Source organism: Coriobacteriia bacterium (genome assembly GCA_030652115.1).
GTDB lineage: Bacteria > Actinomycetota > Coriobacteriia > Anaerosomatales > Anaerosomataceae > UBA6100.
The window spans coordinates 272,987-294,054 of record JAUSBK010000001.1 but is presented as its reverse complement, the minus strand read 5'-3'; the positions used below and the strand labels follow the sequence as shown (position 1 = coordinate 294,054).

General features: G+C 67.9%; 18 protein-coding genes and 2 tRNA genes. 14 read left to right on the top strand and 6 right to left on the bottom strand.

The window, feature by feature from the left end; genetic code table 11:
- Positions 1-100: 100 nt before the first annotated feature.
- Positions 101-2,326: an SPFH domain-containing protein gene (locus Q7W51_01490; GenBank protein MDO8847048.1), complete on the bottom strand. Its 2,226-nt coding sequence runs from the start codon at positions 2,324-2,326 to the stop codon at positions 101-103.
- 170 nt (positions 2,327-2,496) lie between these two features.
- Between Q7W51_01490 and Q7W51_01485 the strand changes: the two genes are divergently transcribed.
- Positions 2,497-2,907 (top strand): hypothetical protein, encoded by a 411-nt coding sequence (locus Q7W51_01485; protein MDO8847047.1) that lies wholly within the window; start codon positions 2,497-2,499, stop codon positions 2,905-2,907.
- A gap of 125 nt (positions 2,908-3,032) precedes the next feature.
- On the opposite strand, the gene Q7W51_01480 is transcribed toward Q7W51_01485, so the two are convergent.
- A tRNA-Leu gene (locus Q7W51_01480) sits at positions 3,033-3,118 on the bottom strand.
- Positions 3,119-3,280: 162 nt separating this feature from the next.
- Between Q7W51_01480 and Q7W51_01475 the strand changes: the two genes are divergently transcribed.
- Positions 3,281-4,579, top strand: coding sequence for a glycosyltransferase (locus tag Q7W51_01475; GenBank protein MDO8847046.1), 1,299 nt, complete (start codon positions 3,281-3,283; stop codon positions 4,577-4,579).
- Here the strand turns inward: Q7W51_01475 and Q7W51_01470 are convergent.
- Positions 4,560-5,123 (bottom strand): hypothetical protein, encoded by a 564-nt coding sequence (locus Q7W51_01470; GenBank protein MDO8847045.1) that lies wholly within the window; start codon positions 5,121-5,123, stop codon positions 4,560-4,562. The two genes, Q7W51_01475 and Q7W51_01470, sit on opposite strands and share 20 nt — an antisense overlap.
- A gap of 48 nt (positions 5,124-5,171) precedes the next feature.
- Between Q7W51_01470 and Q7W51_01465 the strand changes: the two genes are divergently transcribed.
- The 8 genes from Q7W51_01465 (at position 5,172) to pknB (ending at position 14,944) form a co-directional block, all read left to right on the top strand.
- Positions 5,172-5,690, top strand: a complete 519-nt coding sequence (locus Q7W51_01465) for a hypothetical protein (protein MDO8847044.1) — start codon at positions 5,172-5,174, stop codon at positions 5,688-5,690.
- Between the two features lie 88 nt (positions 5,691-5,778).
- Positions 5,779-6,207: a peptidylprolyl isomerase gene (locus tag Q7W51_01460; GenBank protein ID MDO8847043.1), complete on the top strand. Its 429-nt coding sequence runs from the start codon at positions 5,779-5,781 to the stop codon at positions 6,205-6,207.
- A gap of 1 nt (position 6,208) precedes the next feature.
- Positions 6,209-7,924 carry a serine/threonine-protein kinase gene (locus Q7W51_01455; GenBank protein ID MDO8847042.1) on the top strand — a complete coding sequence of 572 codons (1,716 nt, stop codon included), beginning with the start codon at positions 6,209-6,211 and terminating at the stop codon, positions 7,922-7,924.
- 118 nt (positions 7,925-8,042) lie between these two features.
- Positions 8,043-8,756: a DUF3662 and FHA domain-containing protein gene (locus Q7W51_01450; protein ID MDO8847041.1), complete on the top strand. Its 714-nt coding sequence runs from the start codon at positions 8,043-8,045 to the stop codon at positions 8,754-8,756.
- A gap of 4 nt (positions 8,757-8,760) precedes the next feature.
- Entirely contained in the window at positions 8,761-9,177 is a 417-nt protein-coding gene (locus Q7W51_01445; GenBank protein MDO8847040.1) for an FHA domain-containing protein, read from the top strand.
- Entirely contained in the window at positions 9,174-10,259 is a 1,086-nt protein-coding gene (locus Q7W51_01440) for a Stp1/IreP family PP2C-type Ser/Thr phosphatase (protein ID MDO8847039.1), read from the top strand. Before Q7W51_01445 ends, Q7W51_01440 begins: the two co-directional genes overlap by 4 nt.
- A gap of 8 nt (positions 10,260-10,267) precedes the next feature.
- Entirely contained in the window at positions 10,268-13,009 is a 2,742-nt protein-coding gene (locus Q7W51_01435; GenBank protein ID MDO8847038.1) for an FtsW/RodA/SpoVE family cell cycle protein, read from the top strand.
- A gap of 99 nt (positions 13,010-13,108) precedes the next feature.
- Positions 13,109-14,944 (top strand): Stk1 family PASTA domain-containing Ser/Thr kinase, encoded by a 1,836-nt coding sequence (gene pknB, locus Q7W51_01430; GenBank protein MDO8847037.1) that lies wholly within the window; start codon positions 13,109-13,111, stop codon positions 14,942-14,944.
- Positions 14,945-14,968: 24 nt separating this feature from the next.
- Here the strand turns inward: pknB and Q7W51_01425 are convergent, their stop codons facing one another.
- On the bottom strand, positions 14,969-15,625 hold the full coding sequence (locus Q7W51_01425) for a phosphoribosyltransferase family protein (protein MDO8847036.1): 657 nt from the start codon (positions 15,623-15,625) through the stop codon (positions 14,969-14,971).
- Positions 15,626-15,669: 44 nt separating this feature from the next.
- On the opposite strand from Q7W51_01425, the gene Q7W51_01420 reads away from it, so the two are divergent.
- Positions 15,670-16,500, top strand: coding sequence for an aldo/keto reductase (locus Q7W51_01420; protein MDO8847035.1), 831 nt, complete (start codon positions 15,670-15,672; stop codon positions 16,498-16,500).
- A 6-nt stretch (positions 16,501-16,506) separates the two neighbouring features.
- Here the strand turns inward: Q7W51_01420 and Q7W51_01415 are convergent, their stop codons facing one another.
- On the bottom strand, positions 16,507-17,748 hold the full coding sequence (locus tag Q7W51_01415) for a CapA family protein (GenBank protein ID MDO8847034.1): 1,242 nt from the start codon (positions 17,746-17,748) through the stop codon (positions 16,507-16,509).
- Between the two features lie 123 nt (positions 17,749-17,871).
- The gene (locus Q7W51_01410) at positions 17,872-18,102 is read right to left on the bottom strand and encodes a sulfurtransferase TusA family protein (protein ID MDO8847033.1); all 231 of its coding nucleotides are present in this window, start codon (positions 18,100-18,102) and stop codon (positions 17,872-17,874) included.
- Positions 18,103-18,287: 185 nt separating this feature from the next.
- On the opposite strand from Q7W51_01410, the gene Q7W51_01405 reads away from it, so the two are divergent.
- The 3 genes from Q7W51_01405 (at position 18,288) to Q7W51_01395 (ending at position 21,052) form a co-directional block, all read left to right on the top strand.
- A tRNA-Arg gene (locus Q7W51_01405) sits at positions 18,288-18,363 on the top strand.
- A gap of 167 nt (positions 18,364-18,530) precedes the next feature.
- Positions 18,531-20,690 (top strand): response regulator, encoded by a 2,160-nt coding sequence (locus Q7W51_01400; protein ID MDO8847032.1) that lies wholly within the window; start codon positions 18,531-18,533, stop codon positions 20,688-20,690.
- Positions 20,687-21,052: a response regulator gene (locus tag Q7W51_01395; protein MDO8847031.1), complete on the top strand. Its 366-nt coding sequence runs from the start codon at positions 20,687-20,689 to the stop codon at positions 21,050-21,052. Before Q7W51_01400 ends, Q7W51_01395 begins: the two co-directional genes overlap by 4 nt.
- The last annotated feature ends 16 nt before the right edge of the window (positions 21,053-21,068 follow it).

Here is a 21,068-nt window from a genome sequence, read left to right as displayed (position 1 = left end):
ACATGCCATTGTGTGCCCCCCGCAACGCGAACACAACGACCGGACGCGAAGAGGCCCCGCCGGAAGCGGGGCCTCTCGTACGATTCGTGCGGGTGGTCTTCTACACCTCCGCGCTGGGTGGCGCGGCCGGAGGCTCAGGCGCCTTCGCCGCCGGCTTCACAGCCGGCTTGGCCTCGGCAACCGCCTGGTCGCGCATCTGCTTCTTGATCTCGGCGACCATCTGCAGCTGCGAGGGATCGATCGGCCGCTCGGCCGCCGCGGTGAACTCGCCGAGCTTGTCGGTGGCCATGAGACCCATCAGCAGGCCGAAGGCGTTCAGGTTCGCGCCGGCCCCCTCGCCGCCCTCGCCGCCCATGTTGACGACGGTGCTGGGGACGATCGGCACCTTGGAGGACTCGATGGCCGTCGCGAGCTTGGTCATCACGTCTTGCATGAGCTGGAGCTGCGGGCCGCCGTAGGCGCGGACTTGCTCGTCGATGGCGATGGCCTTGCCGACACCGACCTTGGCTTCCTTCTCGGCGTCGGCCTGCGCGATGAGCTTGACGCGAAGAGCGTCGGCCTCGCCGATCTTCTTCACGCGGGTAGCGTCCGCCTCGGCCATCATCTCGACCTTCTTGGCGTCCGCGTTCGCCATGAGCTTGATCTTCTCGGCGTCACCGTCGGCAAGCGTCTTGACCCTGTCTGCGTCGGCCTTGGCGAGCGTGCGCACGCGCTCGGCGTCCTGCACCGCGCGCTGCAGGTCGGCACGTGCCTGATTCTCCTGCACCTGGATGTTGATCTGCGACTGCGTGAGCGTGGTCTGCTGCTCGGCCGTTGCCTGGGCCTCTTTGAGCTCGCGTTCCTTGTCGGCAGCGATGCGCTGCTTCTCGAACGTCTCGAGCTTCTCGAACGCCACCTGCCGGTCGCGGAGCTGCATCAGGATCGTCTCGATGCGATCGTCGCCGGCTGGGGAGTGCGGCGTGCCGATGAGGACCTCTTCGAGCTGGAGGTTGTAGTGACCGAACTTCTCCTGCATCTCGACCGATGAGGTCTTCTGGATCTCAGAACGCTGCTGGATGAGTTCGATGATCGTCTTGGTCTGGCCCACGTTCTTGAAGTACGCCGAGACCATCGGGTCGAGGGTCTGGTTCACGAGCATCTTGATATCGCCGAATCGCTGGATGACCAGCGGAGCCTTCCGGTAGTCGATGTGCACGACCACGGAGAGCGGCAGCAGCGGCTCGAACGCGTCCTTGGTGATGAGGTTCACTTCGGCGAGGTTCTCGTCGTAGTGGTGCTCGCCGGACTCGCCGCGCACCCACTTGAGGATGATGTTGGTGGTCGGAACCATCACGATGGAGCCCGCGTAGGTGTTGAACGCGTACTTGCCCGGGAGCAGGGCTTCGTTCCACACGCCGCGGCTGCCCGGTGCCACGAGCTCACCGTGTCGGTACTCCTCGCCGGACGTGTCCGCGCCGCGCGGACCGATGTAGCTCACGACCACGCCGGCAAAACCGACCGGCACGGTAATCTTGGGGATGACCTCGACGGTACCGAACAGACGGTTGATGAAGTACGTGCCCTCGGTCAGTACCTGGTACTGACGGCCACGGTAGCCGCCCGCGGCGAGAAACTTCTCGGGGTTCTGGAAGCTGTTGTGGTAGTTCGGGTCTGTTGCGACGTCTCCCACGGTCGGAGCGATGATGTCGCCCCCCGGCAGCGACGGACCATCGTGGATCGTCACGATGCCGGTGCGGTCGTCCGCACCGCGGATGACGACCGGGTCGAAGCCCTTGAGCGCCTGCAGGTACTGCGCCATCGAGATGATCGTGGACTCCTCTTCGCGGCTGCCCATCGGCAGGAAGAAGGTTCGGCTCTCGGTGATGATCACGAACTGCGCGAGGTTGAACGCGTAGGTGCCCTCGCGGAGGATCGCGCGCTGCGGACCACGCTGCCCGCCGTTGGCGAAGAACGCCTGGACGTCCTGGAAGTAATTGCAGCTCACCAGATGCGCCAGGGTCTGCTGCGGCTCGAGCGGCTGACCGTCACGGGCGAAGACGTAGCCGATCTTGCCCTGCGGGATCGTGATGAGCGGCATCACGTGCACCCGGTACATGAGCGGGGTCCGGAAGTGGATACCGCCGCGCAGAACGCCGGGCTGGTAACCGGCTTCGCCCTTGAGCGCGATGATGTTGTCCTTGAGGGACCCCCTCGGCGACCACCACTTCTCGAGGATGCCGACGCGGTCCGAGCGGATAACCCGCACGCCCAAGAGAAACCACAGGATCGCTATGCCGACGATGGCAAGGACGATCACGGCTCCAAGCACGCCGAGCACACCTATGATGGCGTCCACATTCCCCCCGATCTCGACTACCCCTGATGGATGTTGGTAATGAGTGTACCGCTGGGTTGCCCCCACATGGACCTGAACCTCATTCCAATCAGAATTGCCACCCCACGCGTCAAGCACTAGATTGGTCGCAAGGCGTAAGCCGAGGCATTGGGGGCAACAGCATGGACGAGACGGACATTCAAGAAAGCTCCGAGCAATCGAGCGAGAAAGAACTGCTGCGCTTGACCGTCGAGTTGCAGCAAGAAACGGCGTTGCTGATGGCCTCTCAGATGAAGGCTGCGGCAATCCTGAAAGTGTCTCAGGACAAGGCGGCGGACATTCTCGAGGCGTCTCAGAAGCGAGCCGCCGAGACGCTCCATAGGAAGCAACTGAACGCCGTGGAGGGGCTGCCCGATGAGCAGAAGGCAGCACTACTCGCAGCCTACGACGAGGTGGCAGCCATCTTGCGCGAGATGCAGTTGAACGCGGCGGACCTGCTCCTCGCTGCACAGCGCGAAGCGGCGGCAATACTGCTGGAGGCGACCATGCGCGTGCTGGACGCCCGTGAGCCAACGGGCGAACCGAGCCCCTAGGCGACTACGACGCTATCTCCAATGGCCGCACTCGTTTGACGAACCAGTTGGTATCGAGCATTCAGATGCCTGAGACAACAACAGGGGCTTCACCAGTGTCTTGGCGAAGCCCCTGCTCATTCGTGTGGTGCGGGTGAAAGGAGTTGAACCTTCACGGGGTTGCCCCCACATGGACCTGAACCATGCGCGTCTGCCATTCCGCCACACCCGCGTGTGGTGCCTGAGAAGATTACCACAGCCGCACAAGCAGGGGGAAGATGGTGGCGCACGTGCCGTGAGCAGCAGCGACGCTCTGTCGCGGGCGGTACGGATGGGGTGCTACGATACCGATTCGAGTAGCGGCGTCAGCCGCTCCCGCGACCTGGAGGTCCGCGTGCCGTCCAAACCCCCATTCGGCTTCAACGTGATGGGCTGCGCATCCGGCAACTTCGGCGAGGCCGTCGTGCTGCGCAGCACGATTCGCGTGCTGCTGGCAGGCGGACACCGGGTGGCCGTGCGCAACTTCGAGACCGGCGACAGCCGAAGCGGCCACGACCGTACGTACGAGGACCTCTACATCGCATCCAACCGAAGCCAGCCCTACGCGATCAACCTCTTCGGCTTCAATCCTCCCACGCTCTGGAACCTCGTGCAGCGCACGTGGCTCACGGTCCCCTTCGAGAAGCGCATCAACGTGATGCTGCCCGCCTGGGAACTCGACGTTCTGCCCCCGGCGTGGCGCGAAGGCTTCGAGATGATGGACGTGGTGCTGGCATCGAGCGAGTTCGTCGCCGAAACGGTGCGCACGGCGCTTCCCGACCTACCGCTCATGCGCGTCTACACTGCCGTCTACCTGCCCGATGACATCGCGCCGGATCGCGCGCGGTGGGGCCTTGCCGACGACGAGACCGTCTTCTTCTCGGCGTTCGACGTGACGAGTGACATGCGCCGGAAGAACCCGTGGGCCGGGATCCGGGCGTTCCAGCAGGCGTTTCCTGCCGGTGGCGGCGACCGCGTGCGGCTCCTCGTGAAGCTCAGCAACGCGCGCGTGGACCCGGCGTACGCGTCACTCGTGGACGAACTTGACGCCATCGCCGCAACCGACCCGCGCGTCACGCTCATCGAGGAGCAGCTCACCTACCGCGACGCACTGTGCCTGTACGCCTCGAGCGACGTCTTCGTCTCGCTCCATCGTGCCGAGGGCCTCGGGCTGGTGCTCATGGAGGCGATGTCGCTCGGCAAGCCGGTCATCTCCACCGCATACTCCGGCAGCATGGATTTCGCTACGGCCGAGAACGCAGCGCTGGTGGACTTCGAGCTGATACCGGTGGAGGCGCTCCACCACGACTACCAGGATGCGCAGACCGGCGGCGGCGCGCGTTGGGCCGAGCCGAGCGTGGATCACGCTGCCGAGTGGATGGCCCGGCTCGCCGGAGACCCCGAACTCCGGGCCAGTATCGGCCGCCAGGCTGCGGCGGACATGGACGCACGCCGCGCCGCGCACCTCGAGGGCGGTGCGTTCAAGCAGCTCGAGGAGTTCGCGCGGACCTACGACCTCGCGGGTGCCGAGCACGTCAAGCGCGCCCGAAAGCTCAGAGCGATGCGGGGTGCGGCCGCCCTTCGGCTCCCTCTGCGAATCGCGCGGCGGGCGGCGCGCAAGCTCGTGCGGGTGGTCAGTCCCCCCCGGCCGTGAGCGTCACGCCGCGCAGCTCGACTGCGGTGTCGCTCGGCAGGACGGTAATCTCGAACGCGCCGCGCACGACCGCATTCGCGAGGATGCCGGAGATCATGCCCGACGTGTTGGAAAGGCGCGCCCAGTAGCCCCACTCGCCGGTGACCTCACCGCGATAGGTACCGGGCGCGATGTCGGTTCCCACGCCGTACACCCCGTCGCCGTAGGTGCCCGGCGGCAGATCGGGCGACTGCGCGGCAGCCTCAGCCTGCGCGGCCGTGGCCTCCTCGTACAGGATCCAGTTGCGCTCGTGCAACGTCTCATGCGCCTCTGCGAGCAGGTCGAGGCTCTCGCGCGCCGCCGTCGCCTCGGCGCGCGCGTCGCGCACATCGGATTGCGCCAACGAGTAGCCGAACAGCATGCCTGCGCCGAGGCACACAGCGGCCACCACGGCCACGAATGCCCAGGGCGCCCGACGCGACTTCGCGGGAACCGCGACCGGCGCGTCAGCCGCGTGCGGTGCCTGCCCCAGCCCCATGCCGTCCTCCGATTCCTGCGTGTACACGTGCGCCTTTCGTATACTACCAGCAGGAATCGGCGAAGGGGCCTGTAGGTGACACGCTCGGCCAAGACAGGCAGGAAGGCCGCGACGGTGCCCGTGTACCTCGGGATCTTCGCAGTCGTCCTCGTCTCGGTGGTGCTCCTGGCGGCCTACTCGGTAGAGCTCGGGATCGCCAAGCCGGGAACTAACGCGCGCCGGATGACCGTGGCGGTGGCCGAGATCGATGCGACCCTGGAGGACGATGCGGACTACGCGGAGTTCAGCGCATCGCTGCGCACGGCGCTGGCAACGCACCGTGCACTGGCAGTCCGCAATCCCGCCGACAACCGGGTCGACCACGCAGTGACCTCCGCACTCGACTGCTACTCGGCGCTGCGCCAGGCGTGGCAGATCGACCTCGAGGGCGTCTGGGACCCCGCGATCCACGGCGATCCGGCGTACTGGCGTTCGTTCCACACCTACGTCGCGCTACCGGCCGAAGGACCGCTCGAACCGGAGGAAGTCCGCGAAGCGCTCCGGGCCGAAGCTGCCGCTTATGTGGCCGAGGCGATGTCGCTCGTCGAGCGCTGAGTGCCGCTCGTGCCGCGTCGCCCCGCAGGGGCTCCGCGTGCGGTAGAGTGTGGGCTGAAACGCACCGTTCAGACAGGAGAGCCGCACCGTGAATCCACAAACCGGCGAGACCGTTCGCGTGCACTATCGGGGCACGCTGTCCGACGGATCGGAGTTCGACAGCAGCGCAGGGAGCGACCCGCTCACGTTCACGCTCGGTGAGGAGTCCGTGATCCCCGGCTTCGAGGCCGCGGTGGCGGGACTTGCCGTGGGCGAGTCGGCAACGGTCACCATCCCTTCGGATGAAGCCTACGGCGAGCGCCATCCGGAGGCGGTCCAGAACGTGCCGATGGATATCTTCGCGGACATGGAACCCGAAGTGGGCATGGTCATCGGGGTGCAGAGCCCCGATGGGCAGCAGATGGCGGCGACCATTGCCGAGGTCCTCGACGGCCATGTCGTCCTCGACTTCAACCATCCGCTCTCGGGCCAGGACCTCACGTTCGAGCTCAGCCTCGTGGAGATCGTCGGCCGATAGCGTGGTAGAGGCGCCGCTCATCCTCGATCGGTATCGGCCCCTCGCCGATCTCGGCGCGGGAGGGCACGGCTCGGTCGTCCTCGCATTCGACACCAAGATGGCGCGTCGCGTGGCGATCAAGCGGTTGCCACGTCCTCTCGACGCTGCCGGACGCCCGCTCGCGCGCACCGGCCTTGCCGAGGCACGCACCGCCGCGATGCTCAACCACCCGAACATCGTCACCGTGCACGAGTGGGACACGGACGCCGACGAGGCGTTCATCGTCATGGAGCACCTCGACGGCGCCTCGCTTGCCGAGATCCTCGACGCTACCGACGAACCGTTCACGCTCGACGAGGCGGCGGCGATCGTCGCCGGCGTGTCGGCCGCGCTCGCGTTCGCGCACGCCAACGGCGTGCTGCACCTCGATCTCAAGCCTGCCAACGTGATCGTCACCCGCGACGGCCACGTGAAAGTGGCGGACTTTGGCGTCTCGGCCCTCACCGACATCACCGGCCGCGCGACCGGCGCGGCAGGCACCATCGGCTACATGCCACCGGAGCAGCTACGTCGGCAGGCGCTCGACGAACGCACCGATGGGTGGGCGCTTGCGACACTCGCCTTCGAGGTGCTCACGAACGCCAACCCGTTCGATGCGGAGACCGCCGAGGGATCGCTGTTCAAGATCGACGTGGCCGACCTCCCCGCGCCCTCCGAGTTCGAGCCCGACCTCCCCCGGGCGATCGACGACGTGCTGGTGGCCGGGCTCGCCGCCGACCCGTTCGATCGATACGAGAGCGCGACCGCGTTCGCCGGGGCGCTGCTGCCCCACCTCGGCAGCCCCGAGGCCGGTCGCGAGTCGCTGTCGGAAGTGGTCGACGGGCTGCTCGGGACCGACGAGTCAGACGAGGAGGCCGGAGAAGCGCCCCTCGGGCTCTGGGACCGGCTCGCGCCGTATGCGGGCACCTTCAGGCGCGCGATAGCCGCGATTGCGTCCGCATGGCTTGCATACTCCGCCATCGAGGGCTTCGGGCTCGACCGGCCCGCCCGTGTCGCCGGCGCCGTCGTTGTCGCGCTTGCGGCGGCACTCGCGCCGGGGCTCGGTGCCGCGCTCGGGTTCGGGCTCTTTGCGGCGGGTGCGGCGATCGCACTCGGCTGGCTGCCGGGCCTCGTGATCGGCCTCGTCCTCGCCGCCTTCTGGGCAGCGCGCGGGCGCGCGGGCCGGACCGACGCGTTCGCGCCGGTCATCGGACCGGCGCTCGGGGTAGTCCATGCCGCGCCGGTCGCGCCGCTGCTGCTGGGCTTCGCGTACCCGCCGCTGGTGGCCGCGCTGACCTCCGGCGTCACGGCACTCGCCGTGGCTGCCGCGGCAGTCGTGTCCGGTGCGTGGCCGCCGCTACTCTCCGTGTGCTGGCACTTCCTGAGCGACCCGCTGCAACTGGCGCCGGTGGCGGCCGACCCCGTCTCGCGCCTGCTCACCCCCGGAACGGGCATCATGGTCCTCGCGTGGATGCTCGCCGGCGCGCTCACCTCGCTGGGCTGCCGACGCGCTACCCGCGCGGGCGCGTTCGCCGGGGTGCTCGCAGGCGGCGCCGCGCTCCTCGGCGGGTACGTTGCGTGGAGCTGGCTCAGCCGCTCCTTCGGCCCCGAGGGCTTCGCGCTCGACCTCACACTCGGCGTCGGGCTTGCGCTCGTGGTCGTCGCACTCGGCGCGCCCACGCGGCCCGAGGAGGAGTAGCGGCAGGCCTCTCGCGCTCGTGTGGCACGCAACGGCACGCTGACGCCTGAGCCGCCACGGTGCGCCCCCTGCTATCATTGAGTGTCCGCTGGCACGTCGCCGACGTTTGCGCAGGCACATGGGCATCCTCTCCGACTTTGAAGATCGCATCGCATCCGGTATCGAGGGCCTGTTCGCGGGCGCGTTCCGCTCGCCCGTGCAGCCCGTCGAGATCGCGCGTGCGCTCACCCGCGCCGCAGACGACGGACGCGTTCTCGGCGTGGGAACCGTCTACGCTCCGACCTCGTTCACTGTCGCCCTCTCGCCGGAGGACAGCGAGGCGCTCGGCACGTTCAAGCCGGTGCTCGCGGGCGAGCTTGCCACCTACCTCGTCGATCACGCGCGGGAGCAGGGTTACCTGTTGCCCATACGCCCGCAGGTCGGCTTCCTCGTCCACGACGACCTCAAGCTCGGGCGGTTTCGCGTGAGCGCAGCGCTTGCCGAGGTCGACGAGCACGACGAGGGCCCGGCGGTGCGCCTGCCCGACGCACCCTCAGGCGCAAGCGACCTGGCAACCGTCACCGTCGGCGACATCGACCACGACGTGGCGCTCGGCGGCGACGAGGTGACGGTGGGCAGGCTCGCCGAATGTCAGGTCCAGCTCCACGACGCGAACGTCTCACGTCGCCACGCCGCATTCATCCGGCTCGACGACGGCTGGGCGATCACCGACCTCGGCTCCACGAACGGGACGCGCGTGAATGGCCGCCCGATCGAACGCGTGCGCCTCGTTGACGGCGACGTGGTCGAGATCGGCCTGACCCGCCTGGTGTATCACGCGCCGAAGGGCTGAGGCCATGGTCGACGTCGCACTCCTCTTCGGACGCATCGTGCTGATAGCGCTGCTGTACCTGTTCCTGTTCGCCGCGGTGAAGACCGGCATCGGGATGGTGGGCGGCAAGGCCAAGAACGTTCGCAAGGGCCTCGCAGTACGGGTGGTGCGCGGGCCGAAGGAGATCACCGGCATCTCGATCCCCCTTGCAGGCCCCGTGATCATCGGGCGCTCGCCCGACGCGGACCTCGTGATCGCGGACGACTTCGTCTCCTCGACCCACGCCAAGATCGTGCCTTCCGATGACGGTCACGTGCTCGAGGACCTCGGCTCGACCAACGGCACGCTCGTCAACGGCCAGCCCGCCACGCGCCCGCTGCCGCTCGCGGCGGGCGACGTGATCGAGCTCGGCCAGAACCGTCTCGAGGTGGTGCGTCTGTGAACGCGCGGCATGCCGAGGGATTCGCGGGCGACAGCCACGTCGGGCTCGTCCGCACCGACAACGAGGACGCCTTCCTGGTGGCGCCCCCGCTCTTTGCGGTTGCCGACGGCCTCGGCGGGCATCAGGCGGGCGAGATCGCAAGCTCGATCGCGATCGACGAGCTGCTCGAGAACGCCCCCAGGACCGCGGACTCCAAGGCGCTCGGACGCGCGGTCCGTCGCGCGAACGCCGCGGTGATCCAGGCCGCCGAGATCGGCCGCGGGCGCAGCGGCATGGGCACGACGCTCACCGCCGCGATGATCGAGGGCACGCGCATCGCGCTCGCACACGTCGGCGACAGTCGCGCGTACCTGCTGCACCTCGGCACGCTCGAGCAGGTCACGCAGGACCACTCGATGGTGGCCGACCTCGTGCGTTCGGGGCAGCTCACCGCCGAGGAGTCGCGTCATCACCCGAACCGCAGTGTGATCACGCGCGCACTCGGAAGCGACCCCAACATGCTCGCCGACTCGTACGACGTGCAGGCCGCCGAAGGAGACCGCCTGCTGCTCGCCACCGACGGGCTGACCAGTATGGTCACCGACGACGACATCGCCCGGGTGCTTGCCTCGGAGCCCACGCCGAAAGACGCCGTGGACGCGCTTGTCGACCGAGCGCTCGCCGCGGGCGGGCACGACAACGTCACCGCGGTGGTCGTCGACATCGGCCGACCGACGCACGGCCAGCCGACGCGGCAGCCGGGCGGACCGCGCTGGGGTCTGCGCGCCCTGTGGCTGCTCGCAGTGGTCGCGGTCGTCGCCACCGCCGCATGGGCCGCCGACTCCTACGCGCGCTCGCAGGCGTACCTCATCTCGGAGAACGGCGTGGTGACGGTCTACGAAGGCGTGCCGGGAAGCCTCGCAGGCATCAAGCTGAGCTGGCTCTCGGAAGAGACCACGCTTCCGGTCTCCTCCCTCGACGCCATCACCGCCAACCGCCTTACCGAGGGGATACGGGTCGACGGGCTCGATTCGGCCCGGGCGCTGCTCGACGGGTACCGGGCGCGGGTCGCGGCGGAGTCCACGCCCACCCCCGCACCCTGAGGCCGCCCATGCGCAGCCGACGTGACACCGAGCTCCTCCTGCTGCTCGCCGCCGCTCCCGTGGTGGTGCTCTTCTTCGTGCTCGTCCACGGCGCGCAAGGCTCCACGCTCACCTGGAGCACCATCACTGTCCCCGTCGGGCTCCTCGTCTGCTTCCTGGGCGCCCACGCAGCCGCGCGCTACCTCGCGCGCGGCGCCGACCCGTCCCTGCTGCCGATCGCCTTCCTGCTCACCGGTGTCGGGCTCGCCACCATCACGCGCCTGGATGCCGAGCTCGCCGCGAGCCAGGTGCTCTGGGTGCTTGCCGGCGTGGCCGCGCTCGCAGCGGTACTCGTGCTCGTGCCCTCGCTAGAGCGCCTCGCGCGCTTCAAGTACACCATCGCACTCGCCGGCATCGTGCTGCTGGTCCTGCCGGCCCTGGTGGGCGTGGAAGTCAACGGCGCCAAGCTGTGGCTTCGCTTCGCCGGGTTCTCCTTCCAGCCAGCCGAGATCGCCAAGGTCCTCATCGTGCTCTTCCTCGCCGCGTACCTCGCCGAGAAACGCGAGGTGCTCTCGGTGAGCACGAAGCGCACCCTCGGCATGTGGCTGCCGCCCGCGAAGCATCTCGGGCCGCTGCTCGCCATGTGGGCGGTGAGCCTCATCGTGCTCGTGGCCGAGAAGGACCTCGGCTCGAGCCTGCTGTTCTTCGGTGTGTTCCTCGTGATGCTCTATGCGGCGACCGGCCGTCCGGGCTACATCGCGGTGGGTATGGGACTGTTCGCTGTGGGCGCCGCGGGCGCGTACCTCGCGTTCGATCACGTGCAGCAGCGCATCTCCATCTGGCTCGACCCGTTCGCCGACGTGGCGGGGCGCGGGTATCAACTCGCGCAGTCGCTGTTCGCGCTCGCCGCCGGACGCGTGCTCGGCGTGGGCATCGGGCACGGGCTGCCCGGGCGCATCCCGTTCGTCGAGACCGACTTCATCTTCACCGCCATCGCCGAGGAGCTCGGTCTGCTCGGTGGAGCGGCGCTCATCATCGCCTACCTCGCCTTCTGCCTGCGGGGCCTCGCCACCGCGACGCGGGCGCGCTCGGATGTCGCGGCCCTCGCGGCAACCGGGCTTGTCGCCACCTTCGGCCTGCAGGCGTTCGTGATCATCGGCGGCGTCACGCGGCTCATCCCGCTTACCGGCATCACGCTCCCGTTCGTGAGCTACGGCGGCAGCTCGATACTCTCGAACTTCATCCTGCTCGGCCTGCTCATGCGCGCCGGCGACACCGGCACCGGCAGCGAGACCGAGATCGTGGTGAGCGGCGGCACCGGGCTGCTCGGGCGCATCGCGCTCACGAGACGGCTCACGGGGGTGGCGTGGCTCATGGTCGCGCTGATGGTCGCGCTCACCGCCAACCTCACGTACGTCCAGGCGATTGCGGCCGACTCGCTCACCGCCAACCCCGCCAACACGCGGGGGCTGGCTGCCGAGATGCGCCAGGAGCGCGGCGCCATCATCTCGGCCGACGGCGTGGTGCTCGCCGAGTCGGTGAAGAGCGGCAGCGTCTACGTTCGGCAGTACCCGCAGGGATCGCTCGCGGCACACGTGCTCGGCTACTACTCCACTCGCTACGGGCGTGCCGGCGTCGAGGCCGCCGGCAACGAGGCGCTTTCGGGCAAGAGCAACTTCGCGTCGTTCGCCGACATGATCGAAGCCGCCGCTGGCACCCCGGTGCCCGGCAACGACGTCCGGCTCACGATAGACTCGCGCATCCAGCAGGTAGCCGAGGCCGCGCTCGCGGGCCGCACCGGGGCGATCGTGGTACTCGACCCGCGCACCGGCGCGGTGCTCGCGATGGCCTCGAGCCCCGCATACGCGCCGGGCACCGTGGACGACCAGTGGACGGCGCTCACCTCGGACAGCACCAACGCGGCGCTCCTCAACCGTGCGGCGATGAGCCTCTACCCGCCCGGCTCGACCTACAAGGTCGTGACGCTCGCCACCGCGCTCGAGAGCGGGGTGGCGACCGAAGACACGACCTACACAGGGCCGGCGAGCATCGAGATTGGCGGAGCGCCCGTCACCAACTACGGCGGCAGCTCGTACGGTGCGATCGATCTCAGGAAGGCCACCGCAAGTTCGGTGAACACGGTCTTTGCACAGCTTGCGGTGGACGTCGGCGCCGAGCGACTGGTAGAGGGCAGCGAAGCGTTCGGCATCAACGGCCCGGTGCCGTTCGACCTGCCGAGTGTCACCTCGCTGATGCCCGACCCGACCGAGATGACCACGTGGGAGACGGCATGGGCAGGTGTGGGGCAGCCGGTGGGCGAGCATGACAGCCCGCCCGGCCCGCAGGTGACCGCACTCCAGATGGCGCTCGTGGCGTCGGGCATCGCCAACGACGGAGACGTGATGCGGCCGTACGTCATCAGCGCCGTCACGGATCGCGCGGGCGAGGTCCTCAGCTCGACCACGCCGCGCACGTGGAGGACCGCGCTCGATGCCGCGACCGCTGCGCGAGTGACCGACATCATGGTGAGCGTGGTCGAGAGTGGCTCGGGAACGCGGGCGAAGATCAGCGGCGTGACGGTCGCGGGCAAGACCGGCACCGCCGAGGCGGGCAAGTCGGTCGAGACGCACGCCTGGTTCATCGCGTTCGCACCTGCAGAGGAGCCGCGCGTGGCCATCGCGATCGTGCTCGAGAACGCGGGCGTGGGCGGGCAGGTGGCCGCACCGGCGGTCAGGCCGGTGCTCGAGACAGCGCTGCAGGTCACCCAGTAGGCAGCGCGAGCCGTTGGGGGCGCACGCCTCCGGCGGCCATGGGATAGAATGGTTCAGCGCGCGAGCGTGTCGTTGCAGGTGAGAGAGGGCAGGGCGGACGTGGAAGATCTGGTATTCGGACGCAGGTACCGCGTCACCGAGAAGATCGGCTCGGGCGGCATGGCCGACGTCTACAAGGCCGTGGACGACGTCCTCGGCCGGACCGTGGCCGTTAAGGTGCTGCACCCGCGCTACGCGTCGGAGCCCAACTTCGTCGCGCGGTTCCGCCAGGAGGCACAGGCGGCGGCCAACCTCTCGCATCCCAACATCGTCAACATGTACGACTGGGGTCGTGAGGACGAGACGTACTACATCGTCATGGAGTACGTGAACGGCACCGACCTCAAGTCGCTCGTCATGCGCGGCCCGCTCGACCCGCACAAAGCTGCCGAGTACGCGCAGCAGGTGTGCGCGGCGCTTTCGGTGGCGCACGGCTACGACGTGATCCACCGCGACATCAAGCCGCACAACATCGTGCTCACCCCGGATGGCCAGATCAAGGTCATGGACTTCGGCATCGCGCGCGCCGGCAACACCACCATGACGCAGACCAACTCGGTGCTCGGCACCGCCCAGTACATCAGCCCCGAGCAGGCGCAGGGCAAGCCCCTCACTCCTGCCTCGGACCTCTATTCGCTCGGCGTGACGCTCTATGAACTCGTGACCGGCAAGCTGCCGTTCGACCACGAGACACCCGTAGCCACCGCGCTCGCGCAGGTGAACGAGGAGCCGATCGCGCCGCGGCAGATCCGCGGATCGATCCCTCCGGCACTCGAGGCGGTCATCCTGCGGTCGATGCGGAAGAATCCCGCGGACCGGTACTCCTCGGCCGCCGAGATGCGCGACGATCTCAGGCGCGTCGCAACCGGTCAGGCGGCGGTGGGCGGGGCGTACGGCGGAGCAGCCGCTGCCGACCACACGAGCGTGCTGCCGCCGATCGAGCAGTCCGCAAGCACGCGGCCGACCGTGGCCCCCCAGATCCGTCCCGTACCGCAACGGCGCACGAACCCGTGGCTCTGGGTCGGTCTAGCAGCGGTGCTGCTGCTCGTCGGTCTGGGCATCGCCTATGCGCTCTTGGGCGGCGGCGGCGGCGTGATCGTGCCCACGCTCTCCGGCCTCACCGAGGAGCAGGCGAAGACGACACTCGAAGCCGGGGGGCTCGCGCTCGGCGAGATCACCACCGAGAACAGCGACACGGTGGAACTCGGCCTGATCATCTCGCAGGACCCCGAGGCCGGGGCCGAGGTCGAGGAGGGCGCGGCCGTCAACATCGTCGTGAGCATGGGCATCGCGCAGGTGACCGTGCCCGACCTCACCAACATGCCCGAGGCGACTGCCATCGAGGCGCTCCGCTCCACCGGCGATCTCGAGTACGACAAGACCACCGACGAGAACAGCGCCACCATCGCCAAGGGCCTCGTGATCCGCACCGAGCCCGCCGCGGGCACGCCGGTGCCCAAGGGCACGCGCGTGATCCTGTTCGTGTCGGCCGGCATCGAGCAAGTGAAGGTCCCCAACGTCGTGGGTCAGGCGCAGGCGCAAGCCAAGGCCACCCTCGAGGCCGTGGGGCTCGCGGTGTCGGTGGTCGAGGAGTTCAGCGACACCATAGCCAAAGGCACCGTGATGATGCAGGACCCCAGCCCCAACGTCGTGCTGGAGGCAGGGAGCACCGTCACGATCGCGGTCTCCAAGGGTCCCGAAGTGATCATCGTGCCCGAGGTGCGTGACAAGCCCGAGGCCGAGGCGCGCTCGATCATCACCGCCGCGGGACTCGTGCCCAAGGTGGTCTACGTGGATGCGCCCGAGGACGGCTTCGTCATCAACCAGTTCCCGATCGCCGGTGCGTCGGCCAAGCGCGGCGACCAGGTGGAGCTTGAGGTCGGCAAGGTGCCGTAGCGCTCGCCTGCGATCGAACAGCACTCACGCGGGCCCGCCCTCCGGCGGGCTCGCTTCACGCCGGGACCACGCTTCCTCAAGCAGGGCCACCACTTCGGCATCGCTCGTCTGGCCGAAGTCGCGATAGAACTGGCCCACCGCCGAGAAACCGTGCGGCAGCTCGAGCACCACGAGTTCGTCGGCGATACCGGTGATGCGATTGGCCGCTTCGGGGGCAGCCACGGGCGTTGCCACCGTGATCCGATGGGCGCCTCTGCGGCGGAGCGACTCGAGCGCGGCCTCGAGCGTAAGCCCGGTGGCGATGCCGTCATCGATGATGATCACCTCGCGATCGGCGATCCGCGGCGCCGGTCTGCTGCCGCGATACGCCGCAAGGCGCCGGACGATCTCGGTCCGGCCGGCCTCGGCCGCCCGCTCGAGGTAGTCGCGCTCCACCAACGGGTCGTGCCCCCCGATGATTCGTCCGTCCTCGTCCACGGCGCCCACCGCGTACTCGGGGTTCCCCGGCGCGCCGATCTTGCGCACCACGACGACGTCGAGCTCGAGCGAGTGCACCCGCGCCACCTCGGCGGCAACCACCACGCCTCCCCTCGGCACGCCAAGGACAAGCGAGTCCGGATGGACGCTTCCCCCGAGGGCCGTTGCCAGGTGTCGGCCCGCCGAGACGCGATCGTCGAACATCAAGCTCACCTCCACACAGGTATCATGCCCATAGGAGGTGCCTGATGCTCGAGAACATGACAGCCACGGTCCGTCTCGCGAACGGGGTCGAGATGCCCCGCCTCGGCCTCGGCACGTACAAGTCCGCCGAGGGCGGGGACGTGGAGCGCTCGGTAGCGGCCGCGCTCGCACTCGGCTACCGCAGCATCGACACCGCGTCGCTTTACGGTAACGAAGCGGGCATCGGGTCTGCGATCGCCGCAAGCGGCGTGCCGCGTGACGAGATCTTCCTCGCGAGCAAGATGTGGAACGACGAGCAGGGCTATGACGAGACGCTCACGGCGTACGAGCGCAGCCTGAAGCTCCTCGGCACGAGCTACCTCGATCTCTACCTCGTGCACTGGCCACGCCCGCAGACGCCCGAGACCTGGCGCGCGCTCGAGCGCCTGTACGCCGAGGGCGCGGTGCGCGCGATCGGCGTCTGCAACCACCTCGAGCACCACCTCGAAGCCCTGCTCGCGGTGGCCGACGTGCCGCCGATGGTCGACCAGTACGAGTCCCACCCCTGGCTGCAGCAACCAGCGCTGCGCGCGTACTGCCAGGCGCACGACATCGTCGTGGAGGCGTGGGCGCCGCTCATGAAGGGCCGCGTGGCCGAGGTGCCAGAGCTCGTCGCGATCGGCGCGGCGCATGACAAGACCCCGGCCCAGGTGGCAATCCGCTGGCTGCTCCAGCTCGAGGTCGTGACCATCCCCAAGTCCGTGCATGCCGGGCGTGTGGCCGAGAACGCCGACGTGTTCGACTTCTCGCTCACCGCCGAGGAGATGGGCGCTATTGCCGCACTCGACCGCGGATACCGCTTCGGTCCCGAGCCCGATCGCGGCGGCGAGCGCTAGGGGCGCCTACCGCGTAGCCGCCGTGCGGTAGAACGGCACCGCCGCGGTATCGGCAAGCGTGGTCTCGATGCTCCCGAGGTGCGTAGTGGTGTCGTCCCATGCCTGCTGCATCTTCGTCCGCTCGGCTGCGCTCACGCCCGCGTACGCCGGATCGGCCAGCACGTCGCCGATGGGGAGCACGCGGGTCTCTGCGCCGGTGGCGTCGGTCTCGTCCACCCACACCGGCACGTAGGAGACCCCAAGCAGCGTGGTCACGCCGGTCTTGAGGTTCTTCTCGAACTCGAACTGCAGTATCAGCCCGGTGTCGCGGTACCGGGGGCGCTGGCTCGACACGAAGTTGCCGAGGGAGTGGATGATGAACGCCGTCCGCGGCGTGCCATCGGCACGAGTCGCTTCCACCGTCTTCATCGGTTGGATCACGTGCGGATGGCTGCCGAGCACCACGTCGGCGCCGGCGTCCACCATCGCCTGCTCGAGCTTCTCCTGCGCTGCCGAGGGCTGGCGCTGGTACTCGGTCCCGTTGTGGATGCTCACGACCACGAGGTCGGCGCCCAGCGCGCGCGCCTCCTTCACGTCGGCGACCATCTTCTGCTCGCTGATGACGTTCACCATCCACGACTTGCCTGCGGGTGCGGAGGCGCCGTTCATCCCGTAGGTGTAGGCGATGACAGCGACCTTCACGCCGCGCACATCGGCGACGAGGACGCGGTCGGCCTCTTCGGCGGTCCGCGCCGCACCGGTATGGAGTACACCGAGCCCATCGAGGACGTCGAGCGTGCGGGTGAGTCCGTTCGTCCCTCGATCGAGTACGTGGTTGTTCGCGTTCGTGAGCACGTCGAAGCCCGCGCCCACGGCCGCCTGCGCGTACTCGTCAGGCGTGTTGAAGGCTGGATACCCGGTGTACCCGGCGCCGCTGCCGGCCATCACGGTCTCGAAGTTGCCGATCGCCAGGTCGGCTGCCGACACGCGGGAGGCCACGGGGGCGAAACACGGTGTGAAGTCGTAGCCCGATGTAGTCTTGGCCGCCGAGACCTGCGGGAGGTGCGCCATCAGGTCGCCGACCGCTACGATCGTGAAGCGCTCGACCGGGTCGGGAGGCCTTGGCACCGTGCGTTCTGCCGAGGCCTCCGGCCAGGTGACCACGTCGGGCGTGGCCATCGCGTGCTGCGGGAGCACGAGCGGCCACCAACTGAGGCCGGCAAGCGTCACCGCGGTGGCGACAAGCACCACCACGAGGAACGTAGCCAATGTCCGCAGAGAGCGCAGGGGATTCTCCGTGACTCGCGAGCGCGGACATCAACGTCCGGCACGGTGCATTGTACGTGCTCGATGCCCGAGACGCACCCTCGCGCGTAGGTCTGGAGTGTGAATCTAGTGTGGACCGCGCTTCAGCAGCGCAGTGATGAGACCGTCTTTCTTCTCGATCGAGACGAGTTCGTGACCCGTGACGCCACACCAGGCCGGAACGTCCTGGACGCAGCTCGAGTCGTCGGCCACGAAGTCCACCTCGTCGCCCGGCTCGATCTCCTTCATGCGCTTCTGCAGGTTCACGAGAGGCATCGGGCACTTCTGCCCACGGCAGTCGAGGTCATAGCGGTTCATGTGCACCTCCGTTGTCGGTCCCTATCCGAGTTTATCGGCATGTCAGCCCCGCCCGTACAGCGGCACTCACGCCGTCGTGCCGCCTCCTCGTATCGTGCTTGCCGGGTTCATACCCGCGCATGCGGGCACGCACGCCGAGGTGGAGCCGCCGTGCCGAGTCGGGTACCATTAGCGGGCGTCGACCCGCCCTCTTAGCTCAGGGGATAGAGCACAGGTTTCCTAAACCTGGTGTCGCTGGTTCGATTCCAGCAGGGGGCACCATACACACCGCCAGAGCGTGCCTGGAGACAGGCGCGCTCTGCCCGTTCGCAGGACCGCGAGAGACGCAAGCCTTATCAGCGGCCGCTCGTGCTCGGCACAGGCAGGATTCAGGGTGACTAACCCGAATAGTCCGGTGTGGAGGTATGCCCATACGGAGGTGGTGTTCGGTGCCCGACAGCAACGAACGGCGCAGCTACTCGCACATCAGGGCGCTGTTGGCCGGCACGAGCGAAGGCATGATCGCCGTGTCGCCCGATCGCACGGTCCGCATGATCAACGAGGCCGCCTCGGCCATGCTCGGCGTCGTACGGAACGAGTGTGTCGGCATCCCGATTGACGGTCTGGGCGTCTGTGGGCTCAATGCCGCGCTCCGTGAGGCGCTCGACAAGCAGAGCGCGGTCGTCTCCAAGTGCGAGCTCAACGGGAACGACTACACGTTCACGGTGACCCCCTATGTGGACGGCATCGCGTGGGGCGCGGTCGTCACCATCAGGGACAACACCGAGATCACCGCCGTGCGACGGCGTTCGGAAGCCATCCTCACGAGCACGAGCGACGGAATCGTGGTCTTCGACGCCGAGGACCGCATCACCTTCGTGAACCCGGCTGCGGAACGCATCCTTGGCATCGGCGCGGAGGCCCTGGTGGGCCTTATCACGGACACGTGGAAGGTCTTCCGTCTGGCCGCGGATCCCGAGGGCACGGTGCGCGAGACCGGCACCCAGCTGCGCGAGGTCCGCATGGAGGAGCCGGAGCACCGCATCGTGGACGTGCGGGTTGACCCGGTGCTCGATGACGATGGCAGCTACCTCGGAACCATAACCAACATCCGCGACGTCACCGCCGAGCGCGAGGCGACGCAGATGAAGAACGAGTTCGTCTCCACCGTAAGCCACGAGTTGCGCACGCCGCTGACGTCGATCAAGGGCTACATCGATCTCATCCTCGACGGCGAGGCCGGCGAGGTGAACGAGATCCAGCAGGAGTTCCTCGGCATCGTCAAGGAGAACTCCGACCGGCTCGTGGACCTCATCAACGACATGCTGGATATCTCCCGCATCGAGAGCGGCCGCATCGTGCTCAAGGTGCAGCCCCTCGATGTGGCCGAGCGTGTAGCCGGCGCCGTCAACACGTTCAGGGCCGTGCTCGACCAGCTGGGACGTACGATCCACGCCGACGTCCCGGAGGACCTCCCACTCGCTGCGGGAGACCCCGATCGCGTGGGCCAGGTGCTCATCAACTTCATCAGCAACGCCATCAAGTACTCACCCGAAGGCGGCGACGTGCACGTACGTGCCTCGGTGGAGGACAAGATGGTGCGAGTGAGCATCACCGACCAGGGCATCGGCATTGCAGCGGAGGACCAGGGCAAGCTCTTCACCAAGTTCTACCGCGTCGACTCCTCGCTCACGCGCGAGATCGGCGGCACCGGCCTGGGTCTGTCCATCTGCAAGAGCATCATCGAACTCCTCGGCGGACGCGTGGGTGTGAAGAGCGCCGAGGGAGAGGGCTCCACGTTCTGGTTCGAGTTGCCGCTCGCTTCGGACAAGCATGTGCGGACCCCTGCGCTCGAAGGCCCGCTCGGCTCCCCCGGCGGTCGGGTACTGGTGGTCGACAACTCCGAAGACGTGGCGAATCTTATCGCCACCTATCTGTCGCGCCGCGGCTACGAGGTGGTCAAGGCGTTCACGGCCGGCGAAGCGTGGGAGTACGCGGTAGAGCTCGAGCCGCGGGTGATCACGCTCGACGTGATGCTCGACGAGGGCGCCGGGTTCCAGCTGCTCAAGAAGCTCAAGGGAGATGCCGCCACTCGGGACATCCCTGTCGTGGTGCTGTCGATCATCTGCGATGAGGGCAAGAGCGAACGGTGCGGCGCGGCCGGCTATCTCGAGAAGCCGATCGACAAGGACCGGCTGATCGGCGTGATCGACGGCCTCGTGGGTTCGATCGCTGCACCCGTGGTCCTGGTGGTGGACGATGACAAGCAGATCGTCGACCTGCTCTGTCACACACTCAAGCAGCGCGGTTACACGGTGATGGGCGCCTACGACGGACGCGAGGCGATGGCCGCCGTCAAGCGCGCCAAGCCGGACGCCATCCTGCTCGATCTGCGGATGCCGGTCATGGACGGCTACGCGGTCCTCGAGGAGCTCAAGACAAGCGAGGAGACCATGGACATTCCCGTGGTCATCATGTCCGCCTACCCGATCGATCGCGAACGATCCGACGTGCTCGGACTGGCAACGGAGCGCGTGAGCAAGCCGTTCGATGTCGAGGAGTTCGTCACGCGTGTGGAGTCGGTCATGACGGAGGATGAGGCACGGTGACCCGGATCCTCATCGCAGATGACGAACCGCACATCAGGAAGCTGGTGTCGTTCACCCTCGCGAACAGGGGGTATGAAGTCCTACAGGCCACGGACGGCGGCGAAGCATACGACTTGGCGTGCGCCGAGACCCCGGACCTGATCTTGCTCGACGTGATGATGCCGGTGATGACAGGGTACGAGGTTCTCAATAAACTGAAGGCCGATCCGGCGACGGAACACATACCGGTGATCATGCTCTCCGCAAAGAGCCAGCGCACCGAGGTCGAAGAGGGGCTGGCCGGGGGGGCCTGCGAGTACATCTGCAAGCCATTCACGCCGAAGGACTTGTGTCAGCGGGTCGGGGAGATCCTCGGCACCTAGCGGAAGGGACGTCTGC